Annotated in this window: 17 protein-coding genes and 1 pseudogene; 16 read left to right on the forward strand and 2 right to left on the reverse strand. The window is 65.8% G+C overall.

What is annotated here, in order from left to right:
- Positions 1-225: 225 nt before the first annotated feature.
- Positions 226-540, forward strand: a complete 315-nt coding sequence (locus tag QZ184_RS05315; RefSeq protein ID WP_247476789.1) for a hypothetical protein — start codon at positions 226-228, stop codon at positions 538-540.
- Entirely contained in the window at positions 540-2,207 is a 1,668-nt protein-coding gene (locus QZ184_RS05320; protein WP_247476790.1) for an AarF/ABC1/UbiB kinase family protein, read from the forward strand. Before QZ184_RS05315 ends, QZ184_RS05320 begins: the two co-directional genes overlap by 1 nt.
- A gap of 81 nt (positions 2,208-2,288) precedes the next feature.
- Here QZ184_RS05320 and eno read toward each other — a convergent pair whose 3' ends face one another.
- Entirely contained in the window at positions 2,289-3,581 is a 1,293-nt protein-coding gene (gene eno / locus QZ184_RS05325; RefSeq protein WP_010313534.1) for a phosphopyruvate hydratase, read from the reverse strand.
- A gap of 124 nt (positions 3,582-3,705) precedes the next feature.
- Here eno and gloA point away from each other — a divergent pair, with 124 nt between their 5' ends.
- From gloA to rplL, 8 genes are all read left to right on the forward strand, one after another.
- A complete protein-coding gene (gloA, locus tag QZ184_RS05330) occupies positions 3,706-4,107 on the forward strand; it encodes a lactoylglutathione lyase (RefSeq protein ID WP_010313533.1) in 402 nt (133 codons plus the stop codon).
- Positions 4,097-6,817: an AAA family ATPase gene (locus QZ184_RS05335; RefSeq protein ID WP_296416251.1), complete on the forward strand. Its 2,721-nt coding sequence runs from the start codon at positions 4,097-4,099 to the stop codon at positions 6,815-6,817. Before gloA ends, QZ184_RS05335 begins: the two co-directional genes overlap by 11 nt.
- 128 nt (positions 6,818-6,945) lie before the next feature.
- On the forward strand, positions 6,946-7,179 hold the full coding sequence (gene secE / locus QZ184_RS05340) for a preprotein translocase subunit SecE (protein ID WP_232197212.1): 234 nt from the start codon (positions 6,946-6,948) through the stop codon (positions 7,177-7,179).
- An 80-nt stretch (positions 7,180-7,259) separates the two neighbouring features.
- Positions 7,260-7,877: a transcription termination/antitermination protein NusG gene (gene nusG, locus QZ184_RS05345; RefSeq protein ID WP_296416260.1), complete on the forward strand. Its 618-nt coding sequence runs from the start codon at positions 7,260-7,262 to the stop codon at positions 7,875-7,877.
- 118 nt (positions 7,878-7,995) lie between these two features.
- A complete protein-coding gene (gene rplK / locus QZ184_RS05350) occupies positions 7,996-8,421 on the forward strand; it encodes a 50S ribosomal protein L11 (protein WP_010313529.1) in 426 nt (141 codons plus the stop codon).
- A gap of 85 nt (positions 8,422-8,506) precedes the next feature.
- The gene (gene rplA, locus QZ184_RS05355) at positions 8,507-9,214 is read left to right on the forward strand and encodes a 50S ribosomal protein L1 (RefSeq protein WP_247476792.1); all 708 of its coding nucleotides are present in this window, start codon (positions 8,507-8,509) and stop codon (positions 9,212-9,214) included.
- Positions 9,215-9,501: 287 nt separating this feature from the next.
- Positions 9,502-10,035, forward strand: a complete 534-nt coding sequence (gene rplJ / locus QZ184_RS05360) for a 50S ribosomal protein L10 (protein ID WP_010313525.1) — start codon at positions 9,502-9,504, stop codon at positions 10,033-10,035.
- A gap of 62 nt (positions 10,036-10,097) precedes the next feature.
- Positions 10,098-10,484, forward strand: a complete 387-nt coding sequence (rplL, locus tag QZ184_RS05365) for a 50S ribosomal protein L7/L12 (protein WP_010313523.1) — start codon at positions 10,098-10,100, stop codon at positions 10,482-10,484.
- Between the two features lie 256 nt (positions 10,485-10,740).
- On the opposite strand, the gene QZ184_RS05370 is transcribed toward rplL, so the two are convergent.
- Positions 10,741-11,403 carry a DUF3747 domain-containing protein gene (locus QZ184_RS05370; protein ID WP_010313520.1) on the reverse strand — a complete coding sequence of 221 codons (663 nt, stop codon included), beginning with the start codon at positions 11,401-11,403 and terminating at the stop codon, positions 10,741-10,743.
- Between the two features lie 82 nt (positions 11,404-11,485).
- Between QZ184_RS05370 and QZ184_RS05375 the strand changes: the two genes are divergently transcribed.
- The 6 genes and pseudogenes from QZ184_RS05375 to QZ184_RS05400 all read left to right on the forward strand — a co-directional run.
- The gene (locus tag QZ184_RS05375) at positions 11,486-12,223 is read left to right on the forward strand and encodes a ribonuclease H (RefSeq protein ID WP_029626026.1); all 738 of its coding nucleotides are present in this window, start codon (positions 11,486-11,488) and stop codon (positions 12,221-12,223) included.
- Positions 12,216-13,376, forward strand: a complete 1,161-nt coding sequence (locus tag QZ184_RS05380) for a quinone-dependent dihydroorotate dehydrogenase (RefSeq protein WP_247476794.1) — start codon at positions 12,216-12,218, stop codon at positions 13,374-13,376. The genes QZ184_RS05375 and QZ184_RS05380 overlap by 8 nt, the downstream gene beginning before the upstream one ends.
- A 38-nt stretch (positions 13,377-13,414) precedes the next feature.
- Positions 13,415-14,284, forward strand: a complete 870-nt coding sequence (locus QZ184_RS05385) for a hypothetical protein (RefSeq protein ID WP_296416249.1) — start codon at positions 13,415-13,417, stop codon at positions 14,282-14,284.
- Positions 14,281-14,964, forward strand: coding sequence for a PilN domain-containing protein (locus QZ184_RS05390; RefSeq protein ID WP_296418488.1), 684 nt, complete (start codon positions 14,281-14,283; stop codon positions 14,962-14,964). Before QZ184_RS05385 ends, QZ184_RS05390 begins: the two co-directional genes overlap by 4 nt.
- Positions 14,961-15,623 (forward strand): hypothetical protein, encoded by a 663-nt coding sequence (locus QZ184_RS05395; RefSeq protein ID WP_010313510.1) that lies wholly within the window; start codon positions 14,961-14,963, stop codon positions 15,621-15,623. Before QZ184_RS05390 ends, QZ184_RS05395 begins: the two co-directional genes overlap by 4 nt.
- Positions 15,624-15,692: 69 nt before the next feature.
- Positions 15,693-16,916, forward strand: a pseudogene (locus tag QZ184_RS05400) (hypothetical protein); the annotation flags it as partial.

Genomic DNA, 16,916 nt, shown 5'->3' on the forward strand with positions numbered 1-16,916 from the left:
AAACCAGTGGCTCCAACTGAAGAGCCCGCAGCGCCGGAGCCCAAGCCTGTCGTTGAGGCGCCTAAACCCAAGCCCACGCCGAAGCCCAAACCTCAGGTCCAGGCGCCTGCACCGCGTCCGCAGCCTGCAGCACCGGCTCCGCAGCAATCGGTTCCCCTCTTGGATTTGCCCCCCCTTCAGTAGCTCTGATCTGCCACGATTTGGGTGACTCTCAAGCGGCCGGCCATGAGTGAGCCTCAGACCCTGGTGCAGGCGGCCCTCAATCGTCTGAGCGCCCGCCTGGGAAGTGGTTTGGCGGACGCCGCAGCTGGTCTGGCGGTCCTGGCCCAGGACGCCCCCGAGCGATTGCGTCAGGAATGGGACCTGTTTAAAGAAGAGGTGGAGCTCGAAGCCCAGCGGCTGGAGCACGGAGATCAGGAGGTGCCGGCAGCGGAGTCCCCGATGGCTTCGTCTTCACCAGCGGCAGATCCCCAGACGCAGATTGATCAGCTGCGCGCCCAGGTCACGCGGCTTGCCCGCCGCCTCGAGGAGCCCGCTTGATGCGTCGCCTTGGCCCGGCCCTGGCGAGCGCCCTTCGCTCCCTACGGATCTGGGGTGCCGTTCTGCAGTTGTTGGCCTTCCTCTGGTGGGATGCCCAGTCCTGGAGCTATCCAGGGGGCGTCAGTGAGGAGGGGCAGGAGCGTCGCCAGAAGCGTCGTGCCCGTTGGCTCACGGCCCAGTTGCTGGAGCTGGGCTCAGCCTTCATCAAGCTCGGTCAGCTCCTTTCGGCCAGGCCGGATGTGCTGCCCGCCAGCTGGGTTGAAGAACTCTCCCGGTTGCAAGACAGTGTCCCGGCCTTCTCCTTCGACACGGCCCAGTCGCTGCTGGAGCAGGAGCTGGGGGAGCGCTGCGCCGAGATCATTGATATCGAGGAGCAACCCCTCGGGGCCGCCAGCCTGGCCCAGGTCCATCGCGCCAGCCTTCGCAGTGGCCGGCAGGTGGTCTTCAAGATCCAACGCCCCGGGCTGGAGCGTCTGTTCCGCCTCGACCTCGAGGTCATGCAACAGGTCGCGGCGGTGCTGCAGCGCCATCCCCAGTGGGGCGTTGGACGCGATTGGGTCTCCATCGCTCAGGAATGTCGTCGTGTGCTCCTGCGTGAGCTCGACTTCCGCCTGGAGGCCGAGCACGCCGCCCGCTTCCGGCAGCAGTTTCTCGATGATCCGGGCATTCGCATCCCAGCGGTGGTCTGGGAACTCACCACCCGGCGGGTGCTCTGCCTCGACTACGTCCCCGGGATCAAGATCAACGACCGCCAGGCCCTAATCGAGGCTGGCATCGACCCTTCGGCGGTCGCCGAGAAAGGTGCTGCCAGTTACCTGCAGCAGCTGGTGCGCTTCGGCTTCTTCCACGCCGATCCCCATCCCGGCAACTTGGCCGTAGCCCGTGATGGGGCCCTCATCTACTACGACTTCGGCATGGTCGGGACCTTGTCTCAGCGCCTGCGCAGTCGCCTGGGGCGGATGGTCACGGCGGCGGCGGCACGCGATGCCTCGGGCTTGGTGCGTGAGCTGCAAGCCGCTGGGGTGATCGCCCCTGACATCGATCCCGGTCCGGTCCGTCGCCTCGTGCGGGTGATGCTCGCGGAGGCCCTGACCCCTCCCTTCTCCGCCAACATCCTCGACAAACTCTCCGGCGACCTCTACGAGTTGGTCTATGGGCAGCCCTTCCGTCTGCCCCCGGAGCTGATCTTTGTGATGCGGGCCCTCTCCACCTTTGAGGGGGTCGGCCGCAGCTTGGATCCCAGCTTTAGCCTCGTCGCCATCGCCCGCCCCTATCTGCTTCCCCTCATGACCGCCAGCGGCAACGGCCCCAACGATCTCTTCAACCAGTTGGGTCGCCAGGCGGTGGAGGTGGGCAGCCGTGCCCTCGGTCTGCCCCAACGCCTGGAGGACAGCCTCAGCCGCATTGAACAGGGCGATCTCCAGGTTCAGATCCGTGCCGGCGAGACCGACCGTCTGCTGCGTCGGTTGGCCCTCAGCCAGCAGAGCGCTGGACAGTCGGTCCTGCTGGGTGCCTTTGCCGTCGCTGCGGCCCTGCTCGCCTCCAGCGCCCGGCCGCTGCTGACGATCATTCCGGTTGTGGCCGGGGTTCCGGTGGGTCTCAGCTGGTTGAAGCTGCAGGCCCGCCTGAAGCGCGACGCCCGCATCGACAAGCTCGGCAATTCCTAAGCGCCGCCCATAAAAAAATCCCGGGCTGGCTGATCCAGGTCCCGGGATCTTGGTTCGGTTGGAGCCTGGCTCCAGTTGGCCTCAGGCCTTGCCGCGGGGGCCGCGGTCTTCTGCGCCGGCGTAGACGGCCTGGCTGCCCAGTTCGTCTTCGATGCGCAGCAGCTGGTTGTACTTGGCCACGCGCTCACTGCGGCTGAGGGAGCCGGTCTTGATCTGGCCGGCGCGGGTGGCCACGGCCAGGTCGGCGATGGTGGTGTCCTCGGTCTCGCCGGAGCGGTGGGAGATCACGCTGGTGTAGCCGGCACGGCCCGCCAGATCGATCGCCTGCAGGGTCTCGGTCAGGGTGCCGATCTGGTTGACCTTGATCAGGATCGAGTTGGCCACGCCCAGGTCGATGCCGCGCTGCAGGCGGGCACTGTTGGTCACGAACAGGTCATCGCCGACGAGTTGGACGGTCTTGCCGAGCTTCTCGGTCAGCAGGGCCCAGCCCTCCCAGTCGTCTTCGGCAACGCCGTCCTCGATCGAGGTGATGGGGAAGCGGTTCACCAGAGCGGCCAGCTGGTCGACCATCTCGGCGCTGGTGTAGCTGCCGCCGTCGAAGGCGTAGCGGCCGTCCTTGAAGAACTCGGTGCTGGCCACGTCCAGGGCCAGGGAGATCTGATCGCCAGGGCGGTAGCCAGCCTTTTCGATCGCCTGAACCAGCATGTCGCCGGCTTCGATGTTGCCCAGGTCAGGGGCAAAGCCGCCCTCGTCGCCGACGGCGGTGCTCAGGCCCTTGTCCTTCAGCAGACCCTTGAGGGTGTGGAACACCTCGGTGCCCATCCGCAGTGCCTCGCGGAAGGTGGGAGCGCCGTGGGGCACCAGCATGAATTCCTGGAAGTCCAGGCTGTTGGCGGCATGGGCGCCACCGTTGATCACGTTCATCAACGGCACCGGCAGCAGGTTGGCCATCGGGCCGCCCAGATAGCGGTAGAGGGGCAGGCCAACGCCATTGGCGGCGGCGCGGGCGCTGGCCAGGCTCACCGCCAGGATTGCGTTGGCGCCCAGGGCGCTCTTGTTGTCGCTGCCGTCGAGCTCGAGCATCGCGGCATCAACGGTGCCCTGGTCCAGGGCACTCAGGCCGCAGAGGGCCGGAGCGATTTTTTCTTCAACGTTGCTGACGGCCTGCAGCACACCCTTGCCGCAGTAGCGGCTGCCGCCGTCCCGCAGTTCACAGGCTTCGTGGGCACCGGTGCTGGCGCCGCTGGGAACGATGGCGCGGCCACTGGCTCCGCCCTCCAGCATCACCTCGGCTTCCACGGTCGGTGTGCCACGGGAATCGAGAACCTCCCGGGCCACGATGGTGTCGATGACGAGGTCGAGGGTGTCGATCACAGCGGCCTAACGCACAACATGAGTCCTTGCAGGGATCTTATGGGTCGCCCTGCCGGGGGCCTTGGTGACCGTTGGCACCAATCCGCTGACTTTGGTCAGAATGCGGCCGTCAAGAACAGTCCGGATGCGCCTTCTCCACACCATGCTGCGGGTCGGCGACCTGGAGCGCTCGATCGCGTTCTACACCGACATTCTTGGGATGCGGCTGTTGCGCCGGAAGGACTATCCCGGGGGGCGTTTCACCCTGGCTTTTGTGGGCTACGGAGACGAGAGCGACCACACCGTGCTGGAGCTCACCCACAACTGGGACACCAGCAGCTACGACATCGGTAGCGGCTATGGCCACATCGCCCTGGGTGTGGACGACATCGTTGGCGTCTGCGACCAGATCCGCGCCAAGGGGGGAAAGGTCGTGCGCGAACCGGGCCCGATGAAGAACGGCACCACCGTCATTGCCTTCGTCGAGGACCCCGACGGCTACAAGGTTGAACTGATTGAGATGAGCTCTCGCGCCCATGCGGCCTGATTCCTACGCCGCTGGCCCCGCCAGCCTCACCACGGTTCCTGATCGCTTCAGCGATGCCGGCTGGGACCTCCTGCTGGCCAGCCAGGAGCAGGCCCGCCGCTGGCGCCACGGCGAGATGAACGTGGAGCACCTGCTGCAGGTGCTGCTGAATGACGAGCGCTACGCCGCCTGGGTGGATCCCCTGCCCCTCGATGCCTCGCGTCTGCTGGATCAGCTGGATGACTTCTGCGCGGATCAGCCCACCAGCAGTGCCAGGGACCTGTTCGTCGGCGAGGACCTGGAACTGCTTCTGGAGGAGGCCGATCGCCAGCGGGGCCAGTGGGGTTCGCGCTTCATTGATGTCCCCCATCTGTTGGCGGCCCTGCTGGACGATCGCCGCATTGCCGGTGCCCTGTTGCAACAGCAGGGGTTGACCCAGGAGGACCTGCGTCGCTCCGTTCCCAGGCCTGCGCCCGCAGCCAGCAGTCCCCCGCCGCAAGCGGTCGTTGAGCCGCCTGCTCCGGCGCGTCCAGCGCCCAGTAGGACAGTCGTCGAGCCCGCCCCCACTGATGAGAACGGCCTGAAGCTTGAGCAGGAGCCCACGGCCCTCGAGCAGTTCGGACGGGATCTCACCGCCGCCGCCCGGGCGGGTGACTTGGATCCAGTCATTGGTCGCGACACCGAAATCCGGCGTCTGATGCAGGTGCTGTCGCGCCGCGGCAAGAACAACCCGGTCTTGATCGGCGAGCCGGGCGTGGGCAAGACCGCCATCGCTGAGCTGCTGGCCCAGCGGATCGTCGCCGGCGAAGTGCCGGATGCCCTTAAGGGCCAGCGGCTGGTCTCCCTGGACCTGGGCGCCCTGATCGCTGGCGCCAAGTTCCGCGGCCAATTCGAGGAGCGCCTGCGCAGCGTGCTCAAGGAGGTGCGGGACGCCGAAGGCGCTGAGGCGGGCGGCGTGATCCTGTTCATCGACGAGCTCCACAACGTGGTGGGCCCGGAGCGCTCCAACAGCGACGCCGGCAGCATCCTCAAGCCGGCCTTGGCCCGGGGCGACCTGCGTTGCATCGGTGCCACCACCCCGGAGGAGTACAGCCGCACCGTTGAGAAGGATCCCGCCCTGAACCGGCGCTTCCAGCAGGTCCTGATCAAGGAGCCCAGCCTTGAGGAGAGCACCCTGATCCTGCGGGGCCTGAAGGAGCGCTACGAGTTGCACCACGGGGTGGCCATCACCGATGGCGCTGTCGTGGCCTCGGCTCGGCTTGCCGATCGCTACATCTCCGATCGCTGCCTGCCGGATTCAGCCATCGACCTGATCGATGAGGCCGCTGCCCAGCTGCGGATGGAGGTCACCTCCAAGCCGCGTCTGGTGGAGGAGGCCGAGAGCGATCTACGCCGCGTTGAGTTGGCCCTGCTTTCGGCGGAGAGCGCCCCAGAGGCCGAACGGGTGGCGCTGCAGCAGCAGCGCCGGCAGGTCAGCGAGACCCTGCAGGGCCTGCAGGAGCGCTGGTCCGCCGAGCGGGAGCAGTTGGCGGAGCTGCGCCAGCTCCTGGCCGATGACGAGGCCCTGCGCCTGCAGATCGCCGAGGCCGAACGCGATGGTGACCTCGAAGAGGCCGCCCGGCTCCAGTACGACCAGCTCCACGGCGTTCAGCAGCGCCGTCATGAGTTGGAGGAGCAACTCCAGGCCAGTCAGCAGAGCGGGCAGTCCCTGCTGCGGGAACAGGTGGAAGAGGGGGACATCGCTGATGTGGTGGCCCGCTGGACCGGGATTCCCGTTCAGCGCCTGCTGGCGGGTGAGCGCCAGAAGCTGCTGGAGCTTGAGCAGCGCCTGGCCCAGCGGGTGATCGGACAAGGGGAGCCCGTCGGTGCCGTGGCCGCGGCGATTCGCCGCGCCCGTGCGGGCATGAAGGATCCGCGCCGTCCCGTGGGCTCGTTCCTCTTCCTCGGTCCCACCGGTGTGGGCAAGACCGAACTGGCCAAGGCCCTGGCGGCGTCCCTCTTCGATGAGGAAGAGGCCTTGGTGCGCCTGGACATGAGCGAGTTCATGGAGCGCAATGCCGTGGCCCGCCTGCTCGGGGCTCCTCCGGGTTATGTCGGCTACGAGGAGGGCGGTCAGCTCACCGAAGCCGTCCGCCGGCGTCCCTATGCCGTGTTGCTCCTTGATGAGGTGGAGAAGGCCCACCCCGATGTCTTCAACGTCCTGCTGCAGGTCCTTGATGACGGACGTCTGACCGATTCCCAGGGCCGCACGGTCGACTTCCGCCACACCGTGGTGGTGATGACCAGCAACCTGGCCAGTCGAGCGATCTTGGATGCCGCCCGCGGCCAGGCCGACGCCTCGGCGCTCGAGGAGCAGGTGGAGCGAGCCCTGGCCAGCCAGTTCCGGCCGGAATTCCTCAACCGCATCGATGAGGTGATCCGCTTCCAGCCCTTGGGGCCGGCCGACCTGCAACGGATCGTGCGCCTGCAGGTGCTCGAGTTGGCGCAGTTGCTCCAAGAGCAGGGACTGGCGCTTCAGGTGGACGAGCCGGTCGTGGCCTGGCTGGCGGAGCAGGGCTACGAGCCCGAATACGGAGCGCGGCCCCTGCGCCGGTTGCTGCGGCGCCAGATCGAGAACCCCTTGGCCACCGAGTTGCTCGAGGAGCGCTTCCTGGGTGCGGCGGCCGTTCAGGTCAGCCTGGGCGAAGGCGAGCAGGCCCTCTGCTTCAAACCCATCTCAGGCCCTGAATAGGACATCCGTTAGTGTGTTTGTTTGCCGGCGCGTGGGCTCAACACGCCGCGCGGCCCGCTGAAGGCTCAGCAGGCTTCATGCTCTGCCCATGAGGCTTGGCCCTGATTTCCCCTGTGGAATCTTCATCCGTGGAATCCCAGACCGAACCACAAGTCAAGTCCGACGAGGCCGCCGCCACCGAACCGGTGAAGACCGGCTTCGTGGCAGACACCGTCGCTGAATTGCGCAAGGTGGTCTGGCCGAGCCGTCAGCAGCTGTTTGGTGAATCAGTCGCGGTGATCTTGATGGTCACCATTTCGGCTTTTGCGATCGCTGCCGTCGATCGCTTCTACAGCTGGGGAAGCTCCCAGGTGTTCCGCTGACCCGCTGAATCTTTCGCCCTCTCCTTCCTTTGCCCGTGTCCGACGTCGACTTGACCACTGAAGAATTCGCCGCGGCGGATCTGGCTGCCGACGCCGAACCCGCAGCTCCCGCCGCTGACTCGGAAGGCCGGGCTCTGATTGCCCGCTGGTACGCCGTTCAGGTGGCCTCCAGCTGCGAGAAAAAAGTCAAGGCCACCCTCGAGCAGCGGGCCGTCACCCTCGGCGTGGACAACCGCATCCTCGAGATCGAGATCCCCCAGACCCCCGCGGTCAAACTCAAGAAGGACGGCAGCCGCACCAGCACCGAAGAGAAGGTCTTCCCCGGCTACGTCTTGGTTCGGATGGTCCTCGATGAGGACACGATGATGGCGGTGCGGAGCACCCCAAACGTGATCAACTTCGTGGGTGCGGAAGATCGCCGTGCCACCGGCAAGGTCCGTGGTCACATCAAGCCTCGCCCCCTGAGCCGTCAGGAGGTGGATCGCATCTTCAAGCGGGCTGCCGAGAAGAAGCCTGTGGTGAAGGTCGATCTGACCGAAGGCGATCAAATCTTGGTGACCGCTGGTCCCTTCAAAGACTTCCAAGGCGAAGTCATCGAGGTGTCGGGCGATCGCAACAAGCTCAAGGCTCTGCTCTCGATCTTTGGCCGGGAAACCCCGGTGGAACTCGAGTTCTCCCAGATCAGCAAACAAAGCTGATTCCCGTGCGGCCGTCTCCCTGCGGAGGGCGGCCTAAGGCGGTGCTTCGGTTTTCGGAGTCCGCCGCACACGCTGCCCTAGGGTCGCGGATCCGCAGATTGCTCAAGACGCCAGGACGATGGCAAAAAAAGTTGTAGCTGTGATCAAGCTGGCGCTCGACGCCGGCAAAGCAAACCCCGCGCCGCCGGTGGGCCCTGCCCTCGGTCAGCACGGCGTCAACATCATGGCGTTCTGCAAGGAGTACAACGCTCGGACGCAGGACAAAGCCGGATACGTGATTCCGGTGGAGATCTCGGTCTTTGAAGACCGCAGCTTCACCTTCATCACCAAGACCCCTCCCGCTTCCGTGCTGATCGTGAAGGCAGCCGGAATCGCCAAGGGTGCCGCCACCTCTTCCAAGGGTTCTGTCGGGGCCATCAGCCGCGCACAGCTCGAAGAGATCGCCAAGACCAAGCTGCCCGACCTCAACTGCACCAGCGTTGAGTCGGCCATGCGCATCATCGAAGGCACCGCCCGCAACATGGGCGTGGCTGTGAAGGACTGAGTCTCGGGTTCATCCCGGCTCATCCATTCCTTTCTGTTCCTTAGCGGGGGAGAGCTCCTGAGCTCGTCTGCACCCCATTCCTGACATGCCCAAACTCTCCAAGCGCTATTCCGCCGCCGTCGGCAAGGTTGAAGAACGCGTCTACGCCCCGCAAGAGGCTGTCGACCTGGTGAAGGCCAACGCCACCGCCAAGTTCGATGAGACCGTCGAAGCCCACGCTCGCCTCGGCATCGACCCCAAGTACACCGACCAGCAGCTGCGGACCACCGTGGCCCTGCCCCACGGCACCGGTCAGAGCATTCGCATCGCTGTGATCGCTCGCGGTGAAAAGGTCGCTGAGGCCAAGGCCGCTGGTGCTGATCTGGCTGGTGACGACGATCTGGTCGAAACCATCTCCAAGGGTGAGATGGAGTTCGATCTGCTGATCGCGACCCCGGACATGATGCCCAAGGTCGCCAAGCTCGGTCGTGTCCTCGGCCCCCGTGGTCTGATGCCGAACCCCAAGGCCGGCACCGTCACCACCGACCTGGCCTCGGCCATCAGCGAGTTCAAGGCCGGCAAACTGGAGTTCCGCGCTGACCGCACCGGCATCGTCCACGTGCGTTTCGGCAAGGCCAGCTTTGACGCTGCCAAGTTGCTGGACAACCTGAAGGCGCTGCAGGAGACCATCGACCGCAACAAGCCCAGCGGTGCGAAGGGTCGCTACTGGAAGAGCCTGTACATCACCTCCACCATGGGTCCTTCCGTGGAAGTGGATGTGTCTGCACTGCAGGACATCAAGCAAGAGGGCTGATCGTCCCCGTCCCTCTGCGCAAAGCCCCCGCCCCGGCGGGGGCTTTGTTGTATGTTCTTTCTCTGGCTAATGCCAGAAGGGTTACGCGCCCTACCCAAGACAGCAGGTCGAATTCCTGTTCTGCTCGCAGAACCTGAGTCCTTAAACCCTGCCGAGGTGTCCGCGACAGTTTTTCTCACCAGGGCTCCCTCGGGAGTTCGGGTTGGGTGAAGCGAGCCGCAGCCCTCGAGTACCGCCCGGTACTGGGGTTGCGTTCCCGGCTTGTTCCCCTGATCCGATCCTTAACCATGGGCCGCACTCTGGAGAACAAGCAACAGATCGTCGAAGAGCTGAAGCAGCTCCTTGGCGAGGCCGAAATGGCGCTGGTCCTTGATTACAAGGGTCTGTCCATCAAGGAAATGTCTGATCTGCGGACTCGTCTGCAGGCCAGCAACGGTGTCTGCAAGGTGACCAAAAACACCTTGATGCGCCGTGCCATTGATGGCAATAGCGCTTGGTCGGAACTCGATTCCCTCCTCACCGGCACCAACGCCTTCGTGCTCGTCAAGGGCGACGTGGGTGGTGCTGTGAAGGCCGTTCAGACCTTCCAGAAGGAGACCAAGAAATCGGAGACGAAAGGAGGCCTTTTCGAAGGCAAGCTCCTCTCCCAATCCGAAATCAAGGCCATCGGGGATCTGCCCTCCAAGGAGGTGCTCATGGCGCAGATCGCAGGTGCGATCAACGCCGTGGCCACCAAGGTGGCTGTGGGCATCAACGAAGTTCCTTCCGGTCTTGCTCGGGCGCTCAAGCAGCACGCCGATGGCGAGGGCAAGGCCGACTGAGGCCTGCTCTGCTGAGCTCTCCGATCCGACTGTTTACACAGATCTGTTGCTGATTCCCAACCATGTCTGCTACTACCGACCAAATCCTCGAGCAGCTGAAGTCCCTCTCCCTGCTGGAAGCCTCTGAGCTTGTCAAGCAGATCGAAGAGGCCTTCGGTGTGTCCGCCGCCGCTTCCGCTGGCGTCGTGATGGCTGCCCCCGCCGCTGGCGGTGCTGCTGAAGCTGCTGAAGAGAAGACCGAGTTCGACGTCCACCTCGAGGGCTTCGACGCGGCTGCCAAGATCAAGGTCCTGAAGGCCGTCCGCGAGGCCACCGGCCTGGGTCTGGGCGAAGCCAAGGCTCTTGTCGAAGGCGCTCCCTGCAACGTCAAGGAAGGCGTGGCCAAGGCTGATGCCGAAGCCATGAAGAAGGCCATCGAAGAGGCCGGCGGCAAGGTCTCCCTCAAGTGATCCCGCCGTGGGCTGCTTCGGCAGTCCACTCCTTCAACGAAGCCGGCCCTTTCGGGGGCCGGCTTTTTTGTGTGTAGCGGCGGCTGAGCAATAAAAAAGCCCCGCCGAAGGCAGGGCTTTGAGCCGGAACGCTTCTGGGAGTCTGTCCTCGTTTCGACCCCGGAAGTGGTGTTCCGCACTCCTCACACGCCAAAACCTTACCGCCAGAGAAAAAGACCAGGCCGCCGGTTCGGGCCGCTGTCTCAACTGTCCCTGATCAGAATCGTGGCGTCTGGCCGGCGTAGGGGATCACCTGGAGGGCGATGGGGCCGTTGCTGCTGCTACTAAGGGCTACCGCTGCTGGACGGTCCTGGCGCCGTTCCGCCTGGGCGATCAAGCCATCGAGGGGTTTGGGGTTGGCGAAATAGACATGGCTCAAGCTGCGCTCGCCGTACATCCGCCGTTCGAGCTGCCAGCCCGGCTCCAGCTTGAGGGCGACAAATCCACTGCGGTCCCGCAGGGGGATCGCCCCACGCCCCACGACGAGTTCGGTCGGGTGGCTGCCGGACATCGCCAGCAGCACCAGGGTGTTCCCTTGGCTCTCGAGCCTCAGGCGATAACGGGGTGAGACGTCGTCCTCGCCGACCCGCAGGGAATAGCCATTGCTGTCGAGGTAGCGGCTGCAGATTCCGCTGAAGTTGAAGCGGTTGAGGGCCGGATCAATCAGGCCGTCCCGGCGTTCTTCCCAGCACTTCGGTTGGGGTTTGAGCTGCTCGAGCACCAGCAGCTTCCAGTCCTGGTTGCCCACCGGTTGCCCCAGCACGGCCAGACGCTCCTGCTCGAGCGGCTGGCTTTGGAACACCCCTGCGGCGGCTTGGCTGCCCACCAGGCCTGCGCTCAGCAGAGCGAGGCCGGCCCACGGGAGGTAGCTTCGCTGCATGGGATGTCTCCTGGGCTCCTGACGAGAGCTGTGTTGTACCGGATGTTGGGGGACAAGCCCAGTGGTCAGTGATACGCCCAAGGTGGTTGCCGCCGCCTGCGACGGCGCTTGTAGCGGAAATCCCGGCCCTGGCGGCTGGGGTGCGTTGCTGCGTTTTGACGATGGCAGCGTTCAGGAATTCGGTGGGGCGGAGGCCAACACCACCAACAACCGCATGGAGCTGACGGCGGCGCTGACCCTGCTGGAGCGCTTGGCGGTTCTGCCGCGTCACCCCGACCTGAGCATCCGCACGGACTCCAAGTACCTGATCGACGGCTTCAGCAAGTGGATCAACGGTTGGAAGCGCAAGGGCTGGCGCACGGCCTCCGGTAGCCCTGTTCTCAATCGCGACCTCTGGGAGGCCCTCGATGGCGCCCGGATCCAGGGCTTGCCCCTGACCTACGTGAAGGGCCACAGCGGTGATCCCGACAACGACCGCTGCGATGTCATCGCCGTGGCCTTTTCCAAGGGCAACCCGATCCAGCTGGCGGCCGGGGAGGTGGTGGAGGCGGCCCCGGCCCTTGATCTGGCCCCTCCGGCCCTGCAGCAGCTGCTGACCCGCTTGGAGTTGGCGGATCGGTTGGCCGAGGGCGACTACGGGTTGAGCCTGATGGAGCTGGCGCAGTTGGTCGAGAAGCCCCTCAAGACCCTGGAGGGACGCGATGGCCCCTGGCGCTGGCGGGATTGGCAGGTCCTTCCCCTGGACGAGGGGCGCTGGCGTCTTCGCCGTGACGCGTCAGGATCAGGGGAGCCCCAAGGCGAGGAGCGAGGAGATGGCTGAGGTCGGCACGGGATCGCTCTACCAGCGTTTTGTGGGTCCCCTGCTCCGCCGTGATGACGGTGCCGATGCTGAGCAGCTGAGCCAACTCACACTGCAGGCCCTGGGGCAGGCCTCCCTGCGCCGCAACTGGCCCCTGGTGAGTAGTTCCCTGGCGGGCCTCGGAGCAGAGCTGCAGCGCAAGGACCTGCGGCTGGAGCAAACCCTCTTTGGCTGCCGCTTCCTCAATCCCGTCGGTCTGGCCGCCGGCTTTGACAAGAACGCGGTCGCTGCGGGCATCTGGCATCTGTTTGGTTTTGGCTTTGCCGAACTGGGCACGATCACCTGGCATGCCCAGCCTGGTAACCCCCGGCCCCGGCTGTTCCGTTTGGCGGAGGAGCGGGCCGCCTTGAACCGCATGGGGTTCAACAACCAAGGGGCCGAGGCGGCGCGCCGCACCCTGGAGCGCCAGGCTCTGCCGGCGGCCGGGCAGCGACCGGCGGTCTTGGGGATCAATTTGGGCAAGTCCAAGGTCACCCCCCTGGATCTCGCCCCGGACGACTACGCCTCGTCCTTGGAGTTGCTGGCTCCCCTGGCGGACTACGCCGTGATCAATGTCAGCTCCCCCAACACTCCTGGGTTACGGGAACTCCAGGACGAAGTGCAGCTGCGTCGCCTGGTGGAGCGGCTGCGGCGTCTGCCGGCCTGCCCCCCGTTGCTGGTGAAGATCGCCCCGGACCTGGAGGACGACGCCATCGATTCCATTGCCCGCTTGGCCTACGAGGAGGGCCTGGCTGGGGTGATTGCCGTGAACACCAGCCTGGATCGCCTGGGCCTGGAGGGCAGGCGCCTGGCCCAAACCGGCAAGACCTTGGCGGAGGAGGCCGGGGGACTGAGTGGTGCACCCCTGCGCCAGCGGGCCCTGGAGGTGATGCGCCGGCTGCGGGTCACCGCTGGCCCAAGCCTGCCCTTGATCGGGGTGGGTGGCATCGACTCCGCCGCGTCCGCCTGGGAGCGGATCACCGCCGGTGCGTCCCTGGTGCAGCTCTACACCGGCTGGATCTACGGCGGGCCTGGCCTGGTTCCGGAGATTCTCGAGGGCTTGAGCCAGCAGCTCGATCGCCACGGTTTCCGCAACATCAGCGAAGCCGTCGGCTCTGGGGTGCCCTGGAGCTGAAATCTCGATAGCTTGCGGATAGAGCAAGCGGAAGGCGAGTGGTGCTCGCAGGAGTTCAAGAGCGCCTCGGCCCCTTGCAAGCCTGGCTGTTTCCGCAGCGGGTCTACCTCGAGCTGCAGGATCAAGCGATCACGGCCATGGTCCTGAGCGGCCGGGGCCTGAGCTGGGTCGATCAGTTGTCCCTGCCGCCGGGGCTCTGCCAGGGCGGACGTCCCGTGTCTGGTTCTGCCCTGGCGGATCTGTTGGGGGATTGGTTGGTGCAGTGCGGCTACCCCGGGGCCAGGATCTGGGCCGTGCTGCCGGGCAGCGCCTGCGAACTACGCCTTCTGCAGGGCAGCGCTCCTGAGCGAATGGCCATGCCCAAGGAGCTGGAGGCCCTGCGTTTGCCTTGGCCCCCGGAGACCGCGGTGGATCTGCTGAGCTCCCCTCTGCCCTCCTCCCCGGGCAGCCGTGTCTCGGTGGCGGTGGAGTCGGCCTTGCTGGAGGACTGGATCGAGGTCTTTGCCGATGCGGGCCTCGGTCTCGATGCCCTCGAGGCTGCTCCGGTCTGTGCACTGCGCTGCGTCGAGGGCCAGAAGGGTTGGTTGTTGGGACTGGAGCCTGAGCAGAGCTGGTTGCTGCGCCTGGAGCGGGGGGCTCCGATCTGGCAGTGGCGCCTGCCGCCGTTGGCGGAGCTGGAGGCTTTGCAAAGCGAGCTCAACCAATGCCTGAGCTATTGGCAATCCCAGGCTCCTCAGCCGCGCTCGATGGATGTCGTGGTCTCAGCGGCCCTGCCGGCTTCGGCGCTGGAGACCCTGCAGAGTTGTCTTCCGCTGGAGCTCAATGGCCTGGATCCCTTGCGGAGCGACCCAGCGCAGTGGTCTCTGGGTCTGCTCTGGGGGCTGGCCGCGGCGGAGCTGGAGCGATGAGCCCTCGTCTTGGCCCCCTCGATCTGCTGCAGGAGCGGCGGCGCGCCAGCGGCGTGGCTGAGCCAGGTGGGTCCATGCTTCCGGCCCGCCCGCTGTTGCTCAAGGGCTCGGCCATTGGCGGTGGCGTCCTTGCCTTGATGCTGCTCTTGCTGGTGGCGCTGGGGTGGCGCCAGCAGCAGGTGAACGCCGCCCTGGCGAACCTCGCCGGCATCAAGCTGCAGGTCCAGACCCTAGAGACGCGGGTCGGACGGGTGCGGCGGGCCAAGGCTCAGCTGCAGCGCAGCAGCGAGGGCTTGGCCAAGGGTCTGGTGGGGGTGTCTTCCGGCTCGGCCTTGCTGGCTCAGTTGTCCGCGGTCACCCCGGCCGGTGTGCAGCTGACGGAGGTGCGCTCCCAGAACAACGGCTTGCTGCTCAAAGGGGTCGCCATTGATCCCCAGGCATTCCGCCGGGTCAATGGGCTGAGTCTGCTGCTGTCCCAATCGCCTCTGTTTGAGGCCGAGTCGGTTCAGGTGGTGAAGCTCCAGCGCGATGGCGCTAGCGGGGGGCCGGTGGACTGGGAGCTCTCCGCTCGCTTCGCGGCCCTGGCTCCGGATCAACAGTTGGCGGTGCTGCAGGCCCTGCAGGCCGACGGTTTGGTGCAGCGTCTGCGTTTGCTGCAGTCCAAGGGGGTGCTGCCATGAGCCTCCAACTGCGGCGAGAGCAGGTGTTGCTCGGTGCACCCGTCCTTCTGGGGGTGCTGCTGGCTGCAGCGCTGGGGGGCCTGGTGGCCTGGCCCCGTTGGCAGCGCTTGCAGGCGGATCAGCAGGAGCTGCTGGTGCTGGAGGAGCAACAGCAGCGCTTGCCCTTGCTGCGCCGTCAGCTCGAGAGCTTGGAGCAGCAGCGGGAGCAGGCTGACCGCAGGAATGCCCAGATCCTGGGGTTGATCGCGGGCAGCGGCGAGCTGCAGACGTTCTTGGCCCAGCTCAGTGAACAGGCGGCCCAGACCGGCGTGCTGCTGGATGGCTATGAACCGGTTCAGGCCGTCGCGCCGCCCACCAGCAAAAAAAGCAACAAGACCGCGGCTGAGACCCCGCCGGCGGATCCGTTGTTGGCCCCTGGTTTGAAGAAGACCTCGGTGTTGCTGCGCGCCCGCGGCAGTGGCCCGCAGCTGTTGGATTTTCTGCGGCGTCTGGAGCGCCTGAGCCTCCTGGTGGTCCAGAGCGATCTCTCGCTCAAAAGTGGCAACAGCAGCAAAGACAAGGATGGCCGGGTGGTGCTGGAGCCCACCGAATTGCGGCTGAATCTGGGCCTCTATGCGAGAGATCACAGCCCAAGTCAGAAGCCTGGAAAGCCCGGCTGAGCATCGATACCATCCGCCCAACTGGCAAAGGGCAGCGTGGGTTGGCGGCGCACTGGGATCTCAGCCCTGATGGCTGCTGCCGCGATGACGGCTCCAGCGCTGGCGCTGCCGCAGTCCAGCGCGTCTGCTCCCGCGCCGTCCGTCGCGCCGTCCGGCGGGGCGCTGCTGCTGCAGTTGCGCCGTGGCGCCAACAGCGTGGACGTGGTGGTCGAGGGCACCGGTGCGGCTCCGCTGCTGCGGCAACGCCAAACCGCGGCCGGTTGGCAGGGGCAACTGCAGCTGAGTCAATCCGCCTCCCTGAAGGTCGGCCCGCAAACGCTGACCCTGCCGGAGGCCGGCCTGAAGCGCGTGAGCATCAGGGGGAGCGGGCGCGAGTTTGAGCTGGAGGTGGTGCCGATGCCGGGGGCACCGGCCTCCAAGCCGGTGGTCAGTGCCGATGGCCGCAACCTGATCCTGAGCTTCAGCGCCCCCAGCGAGTTGGTCTCGAAGACCGGCACCTTCAACCTCAATCAGCCCGGCTCGGTGCCCCAGCCGCGCTATGCCCCGCCCCTGCAACCCAGGGCGGTGGCGCCGCCCCTGGGCGACATGGCCGTGGGAACGATGGTGCTGCGCAACCGCAGCTACCTCAACCTCAGCGGCCCGCCGGTGACGATGACCCTGCGCAACGCACCGGCCAAAGACGCCCTGATGGCCCTCAGTCAGATGGGTGGCTACGGCTTCGTCTACGTCGACGATGAGGAGCGACCGGGTGCTCAGGCCAGCGCGGGCCCGACGGTTTCGCTGTCTTTCCGCGGTGAGGCCTACAGCAAGGCCTTGAACTCGGTACTGCTGGCCTCGGGTTTGCAGGGGCGGATGGAAGGGAATCTGTTGCTGGCGGGTCCCTCGGTCATGGGCAAGACCTTCGGCACCCAGATGTCCAAGGTCTATCGCCTCAACCAGGCCTCAGCTGAGTCGGCCGCCAAGTACTTGGCCAGCCTGGGGGCGCGCATCACCCAGGTCACCACGATCACCAATGCGGTGACCTCGGGGCAGCCCGTGGCGAACCAGGTGGCTGGCGGCGAGCAAACCCAGCAGACCAAGAAGGAGCAGATCACCACCACGGAGACCTATGGCGCCTCCACCGGTCCCCTGCGTGGCTTGATTGGGACGACCGATTCACGCCTGCGCACCATCACCTTGGTGGGTGATTCCCAGTTGGTCTCGGTCGCTGAGAACTACCTCCGGCAGATCGATCTGCGCCAGCGGCAGGTGGCGTTGTCGGTGAAGATCCTGGATGTCACCTTGAACAACGAC

It is taken from the genome of Vulcanococcus sp. DEBay_Sum22DG08_74 (assembly GCF_017852955.1).
Taxonomy (GTDB): domain Bacteria; phylum Cyanobacteriota; class Cyanobacteriia; order PCC-6307; family Cyanobiaceae; genus Vulcanococcus.